The following is a 13026-nucleotide window of genomic DNA, read 5'->3' as shown; positions in this document are numbered from 1 at the left end:
GGGCGTTACTCCGATGAATGCGATGTTCTCTTTTCCTGAATGTGCTTCGGCGAGACTGCATTTTTTAAACGTAACCGACCTGTGCGGATCCATTTGAGATACTGCCCCGTCCAATTTGCCGCGGGAGATGTCGATGAGCGACAGCGATAAACTGAATCGGCGTAACTTCATCGTGACGACGGCAGCGGCCACAAGCGCGCTCGCTGCTGGCACCTCGATTGCGGCGGCTGATCAGGCCGATCCGCTCGATCCCGGCTTCGACCAGCAGGACCCTCTCAAGCACTACTGGACCAGGCCGCTCGGTGAAATCGTTCACGTCGACTACAGTCAGGATGCAAAGGAGCTGGAACGGCCGGAGAGCCAGGAGCGCCACCGCATCTACAGCTATCTCTTGATGAAGCTGATCCTGCGCTTCTGGAACGGCAACAAGAACGGCCCGATCGGCAGCTACCCGCAGCGAGCAAGGCAAATCGATCCGTCCGCACCAAACCGCTATCGCGGCGATCTCAATGAGCGCGACGACCGCAGCCACATCAGCTGGGATCGCTATCTCGGCCACAACATCGCCTGCGTCGCGGTCGACGGCCTCGGCCACATCATCGATTTCGACTTCAACCACAATGCGTTCTTCCGCAGCTCGGCGGAGCATGCCGAAGCGCGGTTGGTGCGGCGGCTGTTCAGTCTGACTGACATCTTCGACGACTGGAAGACCGGCCCGCATGTCGAGGCCAAGCCGCATGCCGCGTTGCTGAGCGAAGTGACGTTGTACACGTCGCTGGAATCCTGTGCGCAGTGCTCCGGCGTGATGTCGCTCGCCGGCGTGAAGCAGATCGTCTACATGCAGAACGACTTCACGGCCTACAAGATCGGTAACATCATGTATAATCTGGCGAACCGCACGCCGGTCAAGGACAAGGACGGTAACGTCACCGGGAGCTTCGCCGGAGCTCCGGTGCCGATCCCGGCATCGAAGGTCGGAATCGCGGAGTTCGACCGGCTGAACCAGGGCAATCTGGGTTTCATCAAGACAATGAACGATGGCAACGAGCCGTTCTTTCGTTCGGCCAGCTTCACCGATCGCGATCCGTCGATCACCTCGTTCCTGTGCACCGACGATGCCTATGACATCTTCAAGACCGGCGCGGCCAATCTGGACAGCCTTCAGCTGCAGTTCGGGAGCTATCGGTTTCCAATCCAGGATCCAGTGCCCGACGATCCCGCCAAGCGGGCGCTGACCAATGACGAATGCCTGGCGGAAGCGCGCAAGTTTTTCGAATATGTCGACATCGAGGGCTATCGCGGTTCGCCCCACAAGCTCTGAGTCTACTTGCGATGCCTGCTTCCCAGCGCGACCGCGATGGTCTCCGGCTTTTCGATCCGTTCGATCAGCATGTCGATCCGATCGCCGCCCCAGAACAGCTCGCCGTTGAACACCATGCTCGGCACGCCGAACACGCCGAGCGCCTCGGCTTCATCGATGATGCGGTCATGCTCCGCACGGGCCGGGCCGCGCACATAGGCTTCGAAGTCGGCGGCGGAACCGCCGATCGCGGATATCACGCCGGAAATATCCGACAGCTCGTCGATTTCCAGGTCGTGGTTCCAGAACCGCCGGAAGACCGTGTCGTGATAGGGCCGAAACAATCCGTGACGCTGGGCGAACAGCATGCCCGCGCTGGAATAAAACGCGTCATAGATCCGGCGCGGGCCCTTCATGACGAGCCCTTGCGCGTTGGCGAAGCGCCGCGCGTCCATGTAGAGGTAGCGCACCTTGCGCCAGAAGTGCGGCGTGCGCTCTTCGACGGTGCCCATGAACTCGGGAATGCGCAAGGTGTAGGGAAGCCATTCCAGATCGACGCCGTATGTGTCCTCGAGTTCGAACAGACGCTGGTTGGCGACGTAGGCGTAGGGGCTCTTGTAGTCGGTGTAAATTCGTACCCGCGGCTTTTCCATCATCGATCCCCAGGTCGATCCTCACTTGGATCCTCACTTGGCTCGGACAATTGTTTCCGATCCGCAGCGGTGACGCAATGCGACGCGGCGATCGAGGGGGAGGCCGAACGAATGGGCCCCGGTGCATTCAAGCATCGCGGGGCCCTGCAACTTCGTTTTAGCGAAGCATGTCTGGGATATGCCAGTATCATCTCGGGATCGATCAGCGCTTGGCCTTCGCGCTCTCGTCCTGCGGATATGCTTGGATTGTCGGCAGCGCAATGCGGCTAGCAGCTGCTGTTCGCCTCAGTTGCGCCGATACCTTGCTGCTGAGCAAGGTCGCTGGCTTGCGCCGGTGGCGTCATGCTCCTCTCCAAGGGTGGGCCGACGGACATCCGTCCGCTTCTGCTGCGTGCCGGCCAACCATAGAATCAGCCGTCAATTCCTGCGACGCGGGGAGCAAGCGCTCCGGCACCTCAACAGGTGCAGTGTCGAAATGCTGCGGCAGATATCGCCGTCTGTCAAGTTAACGAGAGGCCGATTCAGGTCAGCGTCCCTGTCACGCTCTGGTCTGGCGGTACTGATTGAAATCAGGATCGTGAGTCATTTTCCAGTAGTCGACGAACCGCCACGGCATCGCCGAGAACACCCGGCCACGGCTGTTGCGGTAGTAGGTCGTCATGCCCGGATGCGTCCAGATCAGCTGCTCATGCTCGGCATCGATCTCGCGGATATATTGATCATGCGCGTCGTGATGCACGTCGATCGCTGCAATGTTGTTCTCGATCATCTCGACCAGACAGGCCGAGATGTAGCGGCTCTGGCATTCCGACTGGAAGATCACGCTGCCGCCATGTGCGGGCCCCGAGTTAGGCCCGAGCATCAGGAACAGGTTGGGGAAGTCCGGTACGGTGAGACCGAGATAGGCCGTCGGATTGTCGGTGCCCCAGGCTTGCCTGAGGTTTTTGCCGTCACGTCCGGTGATGTTGAGCCGTGCCGCCATCTCGGAGACCTTGAAGCCGGTCGAGATCACGATGACGTCGTGCGGCCGCAGCCTGCCGTCGGCGGTGACGATCCCGTCGGGTGCAAAACCGTCGATTGTCTCAGTGACGAGTTCGACATTGGGCTTGGTCAGCGTCCTGAACCAGTTGTTGTCGAGCAGGATGCGTTTGCCATAGGGCGGATAGGTCGGCACGCATTTCTCGATCAGGTCGGGACGATCCTTCAATTCGGAGAGGATGAAATCGGTCAGCTCCTGGCGATGCCGGTCGTTGCCCTTGTTGACGGCGCTGTCCGGATGCGGCCAGGACGGATCTTTGCGCAGGAACGGCAGCAGCCCGTCGCCGTAACGCCAGAACATGTTGAAGCGGTACCACTGCACATAGAATGGCAGATGCGCGAGCAGCCATTGCGCGCCCTCGGTGATCGGATCGGAATAGCCCTTCACCGGCCGCGCCCATTGCGCGGTGCGCTGGTAGACGGTGACAGAGGCGACGCGACCAGCGATCGAGGGCACCAGCTGCATTGCGGTCGCGCCGGTGCCGATCACTGCGACGTGCTTGCCGTCGAGCTTGATGTCGTCGGACCACAGCGCCGAATGCACCTTCAGGCCCCTGAAATCCTCGTCTCCTTCAAAGTGGGCGGGCGAGGGGTCGTTGAGCTGGCCGATGGCGCTGACCAGCGCGGTCGATTCGAACGTCGCTTCGCCATCCTTCGTCTTGAGCGTGGAGATCCAGCGCCGCTTGCTCTCATCCCAGTGCGAGGCGACGAGTTCGGTGTTGAGGCGAACATGTTTACGGATGTCGTATTCGCGCACGACCTTGAGCAGATAGTCCAACAGCTCCTGACGCTGAGCGAAATAATGCGTCCACGGATTGCGTGCACCAAAGGAGAAGGAATAAGAGTGGTTCGGCGTATCGACGCCGCAGCCGGGATAGCGGTTGACGTGCCAGGTGCCGCCGATCTCGTCCTGCTTCTCGACGATCGTGTAGGGGATGCCGAGCCGCCCGAGCGCAACGCCTAGCGCGATCGCACAGACACCGGCGCCAACGATCAGCACGTACTGCTGTGTCAGCTTCTCATCGGAGGGGCGCGTCTGCCAGCGGACGTCGCGGGGAATGAAGCCCATCTCCTCGCGCATCAGCGGCGCATATTCCGGCGTGACGTTCTCGCCGAGGGTTGCGCGCATCATCTTCAGCATCAGCTCGTCGCCGGGATCGGTGATGACGGGCTTTGGCGTGCCATGCGCAAACAGGTCCAGCACTGCGGCGCGGATCTCGTCCTGGATCTCCTTCGGCACGCCGGCGTCGGGATCGGGGATCAGGCGGATGTCGCGCTTTGGCTTGTACGGAGGCTCCAGCCATTTCTCGTCGCCGGTCATGTGCACCAGCACCATCAGCAGCACGCGGATATCGCCCTCGGCGATGGCGGAGGACAGATCGAGGGTCTTGCGCGGGAACTCGATGTTCATGGTCTAACCTCAACTCGCTGGTGCTTCCGGCAGGCCGCCATAGGCGGCCCATGTCGTGCCGACGATGTAGCCCGCGTCGACGGGCAGGTTGATGCCGGTCACGCCGCTGCTCAGCGGCGAGAGCAGCCACGCGATCGCCTGCGCCACTTCCATCGGCTCGACCAGCCGGTTCATCGCGGTCGGGCGCGCCAGCAGGTCCTTGTTCAGGGCGCCCGATGCGATGCCAGCTTCGAGCGCTGCCGTGCGGGTGAAACCCGGCGACACCGCATTGACGCGGATGCCGGCACGGCCCCATTCGGCGGCGAGCGTCTGCGTGATCTGGATGACGCCGGCTTTGGCCGCGGTATAGGCGTGGATCGGACCCGACGTCATGCCGGCAACCGAGGCGACATTGACGATCGCGCCGTGGCGGCGTTTCGCCATTGCGATGCCGACGCTGCGCGCGACCAAAAACGTGCCGCGGAGATCGATATTGACCTCGCGGTCCCATTGCTCCATCCGCACCCGCTCGATCGGGTGCATCTTGCCGAATACGCCGGCGGCATTGACAAGGCCCGTGATCGGGCCATGCGCTGCCTCGATGTCGGCAACACCGGCGACGACGGCGCTCTCGCTCGCGACATCGAATGTATCAGGCCAGAGGATCGCCTTGGTGCCGACCAGCGGTTCGGGCGCGATATCGACGATAACGACGCGATGCCCCTGATCTGCGAGCAAGGTCGCGGTCGCCGCACCGATGCCGCGGCTGCCGCCGGTGACGAGGATGGTGCCGTCAGCGCTCATGATTTTCTTTCCTTGTCGCCAGTGGTGAACAGGCCGTGCGTGACCAGCTTCCGATAGGCCGAGACGACGTAGTCGGGCACTGCCGTGACGCCGTGTTCGGAATAGGAATAGCGGCGGCTGAGATAGCCGCGCGCGCCCATCAACACCTGAACGATGGCCTCGAATTCCTGGTCGCTGAAAGCGTTGGTGGCTCCCGCGGTCCGCGCGCGCTGGAGGATCCGGACATAGGCGCTCGAGATGTTATCGAAATGCTTCTGGTAGCCGACCGGCGCAAAGAACTCGGCCTCGTTGAGGATGCGCAGGAACTCCGGTACCTCCCGGATAAAGTCGAAGAAGGCGCCGAAACGCTCGATCTCCTCCCGCGCCGCGCTGGCCGTGCCGGTGCGATCGCGGATAAAGCGGACCATATCGAGCCCAATCTTTGGCAACAGCTGATCGAGCAATTCCTGGCGGTTCTCGAAGTGATTGTAGAACGTGCCTTGCGCGACGCCCGCCGCTTCAGTGATGCGGGCGACGGAGGCTTCGGCGTAGCCGTATTTGCCGACGATCTTGGTCGCGGCGTCAAAGATCTTCTGCTTGGTCCAGGCGTTGCGCTCGACCCGGTTGAGCTTGGCCACCTTGGCGGATGTCGCTTGCGTCATGCAGTGGCCTCGAGTTCGGCGCGGAGAACACGTTTGAGCACCTTGCCGGATGGATTGCGCGGCAGGCTGTCGCGGATGATCAATTGCTTCGGGATCTTGAAGCCGGCGAGGCGGATGCGGCAATGATCGGTGAGGGCGGAGAGGTCGAGCCTCGCATCGTCGGCCAGCACGACGACCGCAACGGGCTTTTCGCCCCAGCGGTCGTCAGGCAGGCCGATCACGGCGACTTCGCGTACGCCGGGCATTTCGTAAATGACGCGCTCGACCTCCGAGGAGGCGATGTTCTCGCCGCCCGAGATGATCATGTCCTTCTTGCGATCCGTCAGATAGAGGAAGCCATCATCATCGAGATAGCCGATATCGCCGGTGCGGAACCAGTCGCCGAAGAAAGCGGATGCCGTCTTCTCCGGGTCCTTCCAGTAGCCCTGCGTCACCTTCGGGCCACGCAGACAGATCTCGCCGTTCTGGCCTGCGGGCAGCCGCTTGCCGGCGTCATCGCGTATCTCGATCTCGACATGGGCGATGGCGCGGCCGGTCGAGCCGATCTTTTCGATCTCGCGGCCCGGCTCCATGAAGGTATCGCCGCCACAGCTTTCGGTGAGGCCGTAGGCATCGATGTAGCGCGCGCTCCTAAAATAGTCGGAGAAGGCGCGGATCCGTGCCTCCGGCGTCTTCTCGCCGCCGCCGATCGCCCATTTCAGGCTGGAGACGTCGTAGCGCGAGCGGTTCGGGCAGGTGAGCAGGGCCGTGGTCATTACCGGGGCGAACCATGCGGCGCTGAGTCTGTCTCGCTCGATCGCGGCAAGCGCGGGCTCGGGCTCGAAAGTCCGATGGATACACAGCATGCCGCCGTGCCAGAGCACGGCGATACCCGGCAGGTCGAGCGCACCAACGTGATAGAGCGGACCCACGACGAGCAGTCGCGTGTCGGCATTCAATCCGAGCACCAACGTTTGGTCGGCCGACTTCCAGTAGATGTTCTCGTAGGTGAGCATCACGCCTTTGGGACGATCGGTCGTGCCAGACGTGTACATCAGCCGCATCAGGTCGTGGGGCTGACGCACATGCATCGGCGCCGGTGCGATGTCGGACGCGAGGCTCGTGACGCTGGACTGCGCGACCTCGTCGAGCAGTACGACAGTCGCGTCACCGGTTGCGATTGCCATAAACTCCTCATCTGCGATCAAAAGCCGCGTCCCGGAATTGCCGACGATGTAGCCGACTTCGTCGGCCGACAGCCGATAGTTGATTGGCAGGAACACCGCGCCGATATGGCTCGCCGCAAACACCAGTTCGAGAAAAGCAGTGCTGTTCTTCATCAGCACAGCAACGACATCGCCGGGACCGATGCCCTGCGTCGAAAGCCAGCCGCCGACCTGCCGGATCCGCAGGTTGAAGCTCGCGTAGGAGATGTCTTCCCCGCGATATTTCAGCGCACAGCGCCCCGGGGTCCGCCTCGCATGAAACGCGATAAAACTGGAAAGATTGATCATTCGCCGCCCGTTGGGCCGATTTCCGGCGCCGTTTTCTCCATCGATGAATTATGACTCATAATTCATATTTGGCTTGACGTCACCCCCCTTGCTCTGAAAACATCCTGCACACGGAGACGGAACGATCTCCGACAGGGATTTGGGAACGTAAACCCCACAGGGAGGGGAAAATGACGAGAACCCGTAGACCGGGCGTCAGCCGGCGCGCGACTCTTGCGCTGATGGGTGCCGGTGCGGCGACTTTCGCCGCGCCATGGGTGGCGCGTGCGCAGGCCAAGACCATCAAGATCGGCATGCCGACCATTCTGTCGGGCCGCGTCGCGCAACTCGGAACATCCTCGCGCAACGCGGTGATGCTCGAAGTCGAGAAGGTCAATGCGTCAGGCGGCCTTGCCGGTAGGCAGATCGAGATGGTGATCCGCGATTCCAAGGGGCAGCCGCAGGAAGCCGCCCGTATCGCGCGCGAACTCGTCAACACCGACGGTTGCGAGATGCTGCTTGATGGCGAGGCTTCGTCGGGATCGTTTGCGGTTCACGAGGTGGCGCGCGATCTCGGCGTGCTCTGCATCCACACCTGCTCGGAAGCCTCGTCGCTGACCGCCGATCCCAAACAGCATATCCCGAACGCGTTCCGTTGCGTTCGGCAAGGCATTCACGATTCGATCGTCGGCGCCAGTTATGCGGCGAAGATCGCCAAGACGAAGGGCCTGAAGAAGTGGGCGACCTGTTCGCCTGATTATGCCTACGGCCGCGACACCACCGGTGAGTTCACGTTGTACCTGAAGAAGTTCGCGCCTGACGTCGAAATCATCAGCGAGTCCTGGCCAAAACTGTTCCAGCCTGATTACACCGAGGTGGTGACCAAGATCCTGCAGGCGAAACCGCAGGCGCTGTATTCCTGCCTGTGGGGCGGCGATCTCACCTCTTATATCGACCAGGCCAACATCTATGCGATGTTCGCTCAGATGGAGGTGTTCGCGGTCAATATGGCCGACTACACCGCGCTCACTGTGGTGAAGAACCTGCCGAAGGGCATTCACTCTGGAGACCGCTATATCAAGACGTTTCCCCCGACACCGGAGAATGCGGCGTGGGGTGACGCCTACAAGGCAAAGTACAACGAGTATCCCACCAATTGGTCCTGGCAGAACGCAACCGCGGTCATGTTCCTCAGCGAGGCCGTCAAGAAGGCCAATTCGGCCGACGGCAAGAAGGTCGCCGAGGCACTGACCGGACTGACCATCAAGTGCCCGTTCGGCGCCGACGGCACCGTCACCATGCGGGCCGACGACCACACGCTGGTCGGTTACGCGATCGGGTGGGGCACCACGATTTCTCAGGAGCCTTACGTACCTGACGTGCAGGCCGGTGACTGGAAGACCATCTTCGAGCTCGAAGCCGAGTGGAAAAAGAGCAAGGGTTACACCTGATCCGCATGCACGGCGGAGGCCGCGATCAGCTGTCTCCGCCGGCCATCTGATGTTTGTCGCGCGTCGGGGTTGCGGCGCGCCGTAATGGATGATTTTCCGTGGACCTCGACGCGCTCGCCGGCTGTCTCACCAGTCCCGCCTGCCTGGTGACGCAAACCACCAGCGGCCTGATCATCGGGATGTTGCTGTTCCTCGTCGCCGTCGGGCTGACCCTGATTTTTGGCGTGCTCAAGGTCGTCAATTTCAGCCACGGCGCCTTCTACATGTTCGGTGCCTATTTCGCGATGACGGCCTACCAGCTCACCGACAGCTTTGCCCTGGCGATGCTAAGCGGCGCCTTGGGGACCGCGATCCTTGGCCTGGTCTTCGAGCGTGCGTTCATGAGCCGCGTCTACGGCGCCGACGTCCTGATGCAGCTTCTGGTCTGTTACGCCTTCGTGCTGATCTTCGACGACGTCGTGCGCATGATCTGGGGGCCGGAATTCAGGTCGATGGGCATGCCGGCCGCATTCCAGGTGCCGCCGCTGTTCATCGCGGGCGGCGTGGTGCCGCCATATTATCTGCTGCTCATAGGTGTGGCGCTGGCCGTAGCCCTTGTTCTCGGACTGGGACTGGCGCGCACCCGGATCGGCAAGGTGATCCGTGCGGCCGCGCATAATCCAGGGATGGTCTCCGCCCTCGGCATCAACACGGGCCTGATCTATGGCGGCGTATTCGCGCTCGGCGGCATGCTGGCGGGGCTGGCCGGAGCGCTGGCTGCGCCGGTGCGTTCGCTGACGCCGGGCATGGGGTTCTCGGTCCTGATCGAGTCCTTCATCGTCACCGTGATCGGCGGCATGGGCTCGATCCTGGGCGCGCTGATCGGGGCGCTCCTGATTGGCCTGATCCGCTCCTTTGGCTCGCTCGGTTTTCCGTTGTTCACCGAGGGGCTGATGTATCTCTTCATGGTGATCGTGCTGGTGTCGCGCCCGACCGGCCTGTTCGGCAAGGAGGTCGCATGACCGAATTGCAGGCCGGCCGGGATGCGCGGACCCTCGATGTGCCTCGTATCGATGCCAGGCCGCAGCGCTATCGCGATGCCCTGATCGCGCTCGTGGCCTTTATCATACTGGCGCTGCTGCCTGCGTTCTTCGGCAGCAAGCAATTGCTCGATTTCATCATTCGCTGTGCGGCCTACGGGTTGTTTGCGACGTCGCTCAATCTGCTGGTCGGCTATACCGGGATGATCTCGTTCGGCCATGGCATGTTCTTCGGCCTTGGCGCCTACGGCTTTGGCCTGATGATGCAGAAGACCGGTGTGCCGGTCCCGGTGGCCTTTGTCGCCACGCTGGCCATCACCTGCGTCATTGCGGCGGTCATCGGCGCGATCTGCGTGCGGCTGAAGGACATCTACTTCGCTTTCGTCACGTTGGCGTTCCAGATGCTGATCCACTCGACGATTCTGTCGTGGCAGTCGCTGACGGGCGGCGACCAGGGATTGCGCGGCGGCATTCCGCGGCCGCCATTTCTCGGCATCGACCTGTCGAACCATCTGCATCTCTACATCGCGAGCTGCGCGTTGCTGGTGATCGGGCTGCTGCTGATGCGCCAGATCGCCCAGTCGCCGTTCGGCTACACGCTGCGGATGGTCCGCGACAACGCCACGCGGGCGAGCTTCATCGGCATCGATGTCTGGCGCGCCAAGCTGACTATCTTTGTGCTGGCGGCGCTGTTCGCGTCGACCGGCGGCATGATCATGGCGCTGTTCGTGTCCGGCGCCTATCCCGAATTTGCCTATTGGACGATCTCGGGTGAAGCCATCTTCATCAACATGCTCGGCGGCGTCACCACGTTCCTCGGGCCGATGGTCGGCACCATGCTGTTCCTGATCCTTAACGATACCGTCACGCGCCTGACCGAGTATCACGGCATAGTGCTCGGCATTGTGATCCTGTTCTTTGCCATCGGCCTGCGGAAAGGCCTGATGGATTTCGTCGTCGAATGGGTCGCGCAACGTCGCGGGCAAGCCGGAGAGCACACGCCATGAGCAAGGGACGTATCAGCGTCGTCACCGGCGGCGCGAGCGGTATCGGGGCGGCCTGCGTGCGGGAGTTAGCTGCATCGGGCAATTTGGTCGCGGTCGTCGACCGCGACATAGCCAAGGCTCAGGCCGTAGCGGCGGAGATTGGCGGCAAGGCTTATGCCGCCGACGTCGGCAACGAGACTGATGTCGAGGCCTGCGCGGCCGCGATCGAGCGGGAATGCGGCCCCGTGGAAGTGCTGGTCAACAGCGCCGGGATCATCCAGGTGCCGGTTCGGCCGCACGATCTGCCGATGTCCTCCTGGGACGACGTCGTGCGCGTCGATCAGCGCGGCACCTATGTCGCCTGCGTCGCCTTTGCGCGACAGATGATCGCGCGCAAGCACGGCATCATCGTCAATATCGCCTCGATCGCCGGCATGCGGTCGATGCCTCTGCACGCCTATGCGCCAGCGAAGGCCGCGGTGATCGCCATCACCGAATGCCTGGCGGCCGAGTGGGGACCGTCAGGTATCCGCGTCAATGCCGTATCGCCCGGCTACACGCTGACGCCGGCGTTGAAGAATGCCATCGATCGCGGCGAGCGGGATGTCTCCGCATTGGCCGCGAACGCTGCCTTGCGCCGCCTGGTCGACCCTGCGGAGATCGGCCGTGTGGTCGCGTTCCTGGCCTCGGACGCGGCGTCCGCCATGACCGGCGCCAATGTGCCGGTGGATTGCGGCTGGCTCGTCGCCACATCGTGGAACAGCTATGGCGGGTTGCGGGAGGCGAACGGCTAGCCATGCTGGAGATCCGCGCCCTCTCGAAATCCTTTGGTGGCGTCAAGGCGACGGACAACGTCTCGCTCGACTTTGCCGATGGTTCGCTCACCGCCGTGATCGGGCCCAATGGCGCCGGCAAGAGCACGTTCTTCAACCTGATCACGGGGGCGTTGAAGCCGGACGCCGGACAGATCTTGCTCAACGGCGTCGACATGGCGGGCCGGACGCCGCCGGAGATCGTGCGCCACGGCATCGGGCGTGCCTTCCAGGTCGCGAGCATCTTCCCGTCGCTGACGGTCGAGGAGACCATGCTGGCCGCAGTCTGCGCCGATCAGCGCCGCGCCAGCGTATTGCATCGCCGTTTTCCGCTGGCTGAGACGCGCGACCGCGCCGAGCATGCCATGGAGCTACTGGGCCTTGCCAACAAGCGGAGCAGGACCGCGGCGACATTGTCGCACGGTGACCAGAAGCTGCTCGACATTGCGCTGGCGCTGGTGCTCGAGCCCAAGGTGTTGCTGCTGGATGAGCCAACCGCCGGCATGGGCACCGAAGAGCGCTGGCGCATGATCGACAAGGTGCGGGAGCTCTGGGAGACGCAGAAGATCACGGTCGTGTTCATCGAGCACGACATGGATATCGTGTTCAAGATCGCGCCACAGATTGTCGTGCTGTGCTACGGCCGGATCCTTGCAACCGGTACCCCTGACGCGATCCGGAAAGATGATGCCGTCATCGAGGCCTATCTCGGCAGCGAAGACCATGCGGGAGCGACTGCATGAGCGCGCAGCCGGTGGTGCAGGTCGAGGACCTCGACGTCTACTATGGCACCAGCCAGATCCTGTTCGGCGTCGGCCTGTCGGTGCGGCAAGGCGAGACCATGGCGTTGCTCGGCCGCAACGGCGCCGGCAAGTCGACGACCATGAAGGCGATCATGGGTCTGGCGCCCGCGCGCCGCGGCAAGGTGACCTTGCGGGGCAGCGTCGTGTCCGGGATGAAGCCGCATCATATCGCGCGGGCCGGGCTCGGCTTCGTGCCTGAGGACCGGCAGATATTCCCCGAGCACACGGTGGAGGACAATCTCGTCATCGGCCAGAAGAAGGGGCCGAACGGCGAGGACGAATGGTCGATCCGCCGCGTCTACGATGTATTTCCGCTGCTGGAACCGCTACGGCAGCGTATCGCCGGACGGCTGTCGGGTGGCGAGCAGCAGATGCTGGCGATCGCGCGCACCCTGATGGGCAATCCGGCGCTGCTCCTGCTGGATGAACCTAGCGAGGGGTTGGCGCCGATCATCGTACAGCGCATCGGCGAGCTGTTGCGGCAGCTCCGCGGCACCGGGGCTACCATATTGATCGCCGAGCAGAACATGCATTTTTGCCTTGGCCTTGCGAGCCACGTGACGGTTATCGACAAGGGACAGATCGTCTACACATCCTCAATCGAAGAGCTGAAAGCCAACGACAACATCCGGCAGCGCTATCTGGCGCTGTAGGGTT

Annotated in this window: 12 protein-coding genes; 7 read left to right on the top strand and 5 right to left on the bottom strand. The window is 62.6% G+C overall.

Annotated elements, in window-relative coordinates; all coding sequences use genetic code 11:
* Positions 1-133: 133 nt before the first annotated feature.
* Positions 134-1321: a twin-arginine translocation signal domain-containing protein gene (locus tag UP09_RS21955; protein ID WP_197082716.1), complete on the top strand. Its 1188-nt coding sequence runs from the start codon at positions 134-136 to the stop codon at positions 1319-1321.
* Between the two features lie 2 nt (positions 1322-1323).
* Here the strand turns inward: UP09_RS21955 and UP09_RS21950 are convergent, their stop codons facing one another.
* The 5 genes from UP09_RS21950 to UP09_RS21930 all read right to left on the bottom strand — a co-directional run bounded on the left by UP09_RS21950 (position 1324) and on the right by UP09_RS21930 (position 7319).
* The gene (locus tag UP09_RS21950) at positions 1324-1953 is read right to left on the bottom strand and encodes a 2-hydroxychromene-2-carboxylate isomerase (protein ID WP_044540364.1); all 630 of its coding nucleotides are present in this window, start codon (positions 1951-1953) and stop codon (positions 1324-1326) included.
* 538 nt (positions 1954-2491) lie between these two features.
* A complete protein-coding gene (locus tag UP09_RS21945; RefSeq protein WP_044540363.1) occupies positions 2492-4402 on the bottom strand; it encodes a flavin-containing monooxygenase in 1911 nt (636 codons plus the stop codon).
* Between the two features lie 9 nt (positions 4403-4411).
* Positions 4412-5185: an SDR family NAD(P)-dependent oxidoreductase gene (locus tag UP09_RS21940; RefSeq protein ID WP_044540362.1), complete on the bottom strand. Its 774-nt coding sequence runs from the start codon at positions 5183-5185 to the stop codon at positions 4412-4414.
* Complete coding sequence (locus tag UP09_RS21935; RefSeq protein WP_044540361.1) at positions 5182-5826, bottom strand: TetR/AcrR family transcriptional regulator; 645 nt, start codon at positions 5824-5826, stop codon at positions 5182-5184. The genes UP09_RS21940 and UP09_RS21935 overlap by 4 nt, the downstream gene beginning before the upstream one ends.
* Entirely contained in the window at positions 5823-7319 is a 1497-nt protein-coding gene (locus UP09_RS21930) for an AMP-binding protein (RefSeq protein WP_044540360.1), read from the bottom strand. The genes UP09_RS21935 and UP09_RS21930 overlap by 4 nt, the downstream gene beginning before the upstream one ends.
* 170 nt (positions 7320-7489) lie before the next feature.
* Here UP09_RS21930 and UP09_RS21925 point away from each other — a divergent pair, with 170 nt between their 5' ends.
* The 6 genes from UP09_RS21925 to UP09_RS21900 all read left to right on the top strand — a co-directional run bounded on the left by UP09_RS21925 (position 7490) and on the right by UP09_RS21900 (position 13022).
* Positions 7490-8749, top strand: a complete 1260-nt coding sequence (locus UP09_RS21925) for an ABC transporter substrate-binding protein (protein WP_044540359.1) — start codon at positions 7490-7492, stop codon at positions 8747-8749.
* A gap of 98 nt (positions 8750-8847) precedes the next feature.
* Positions 8848-9750, top strand: a complete 903-nt coding sequence (locus tag UP09_RS21920) for a branched-chain amino acid ABC transporter permease (protein ID WP_044540358.1) — start codon at positions 8848-8850, stop codon at positions 9748-9750.
* A complete protein-coding gene (locus UP09_RS21915) occupies positions 9747-10775 on the top strand; it encodes a branched-chain amino acid ABC transporter permease (protein WP_044540357.1) in 1029 nt (342 codons plus the stop codon). The genes UP09_RS21920 and UP09_RS21915 overlap by 4 nt, the downstream gene beginning before the upstream one ends.
* On the top strand, positions 10772-11548 hold the full coding sequence (locus UP09_RS21910) for an SDR family NAD(P)-dependent oxidoreductase (RefSeq protein ID WP_044540356.1): 777 nt from the start codon (positions 10772-10774) through the stop codon (positions 11546-11548). The genes UP09_RS21915 and UP09_RS21910 overlap by 4 nt, the downstream gene beginning before the upstream one ends.
* Positions 11549-11550: 2 nt before the next feature.
* Positions 11551-12309 carry an ABC transporter ATP-binding protein gene (locus UP09_RS21905; RefSeq protein ID WP_044540355.1) on the top strand — a complete coding sequence of 253 codons (759 nt, stop codon included), beginning with the start codon at positions 11551-11553 and terminating at the stop codon, positions 12307-12309.
* Entirely contained in the window at positions 12306-13022 is a 717-nt protein-coding gene (locus tag UP09_RS21900; RefSeq protein WP_044540354.1) for an ABC transporter ATP-binding protein, read from the top strand. Before UP09_RS21905 ends, UP09_RS21900 begins: the two co-directional genes overlap by 4 nt.
* The last annotated feature ends 4 nt before the right edge of the window (positions 13023-13026 follow it).

Origin of the sequence: Bradyrhizobium sp. LTSP885 (assembly GCF_000938305.1) — a bacterium.
Lineage (GTDB): Bacteria > Pseudomonadota > Alphaproteobacteria > Rhizobiales > Xanthobacteraceae > Bradyrhizobium.
This window is presented reverse-complemented; position numbering and strand designations above follow the sequence as displayed.

Coding starts and splice junctions, on each gene's coding strand:
- UP09_RS21945 (WP_044540363.1), bottom strand. CDS start 4,402: ATGAACATCGAGTTCCCGCGCAAGACCCTCGATCTGTCCTCCGCCATC.
- UP09_RS21900 (WP_044540354.1), top strand. CDS start 12,306: ATGAGCGCGCAGCCGGTGGTGCAGGTCGAGGACCTCGACGTCTACTAT.
- UP09_RS21930 (WP_044540360.1), bottom strand. CDS start 7,319: ATGATCAATCTTTCCAGTTTTATCGCGTTTCATGCGAGGCGGACCCCG.
- UP09_RS21940 (WP_044540362.1), bottom strand. CDS start 5,185: ATGAGCGCTGACGGCACCATCCTCGTCACCGGCGGCAGCCGCGGCATC.
- UP09_RS21925 (WP_044540359.1), top strand. CDS start 7,490: ATGACGAGAACCCGTAGACCGGGCGTCAGCCGGCGCGCGACTCTTGCG.
- UP09_RS21915 (WP_044540357.1), top strand. CDS start 9,747: ATGACCGAATTGCAGGCCGGCCGGGATGCGCGGACCCTCGATGTGCCT.
- UP09_RS21950 (WP_044540364.1), bottom strand. CDS start 1,953: ATGGAAAAGCCGCGGGTACGAATTTACACCGACTACAAGAGCCCCTAC.
- UP09_RS21905 (WP_044540355.1), top strand. CDS start 11,551: ATGCTGGAGATCCGCGCCCTCTCGAAATCCTTTGGTGGCGTCAAGGCG.
- UP09_RS21935 (WP_044540361.1), bottom strand. CDS start 5,826: ATGACGCAAGCGACATCCGCCAAGGTGGCCAAGCTCAACCGGGTCGAG.
- UP09_RS21910 (WP_044540356.1), top strand. CDS start 10,772: ATGAGCAAGGGACGTATCAGCGTCGTCACCGGCGGCGCGAGCGGTATC.
- UP09_RS21955 (WP_197082716.1), top strand. CDS start 134: ATGAGCGACAGCGATAAACTGAATCGGCGTAACTTCATCGTGACGACG.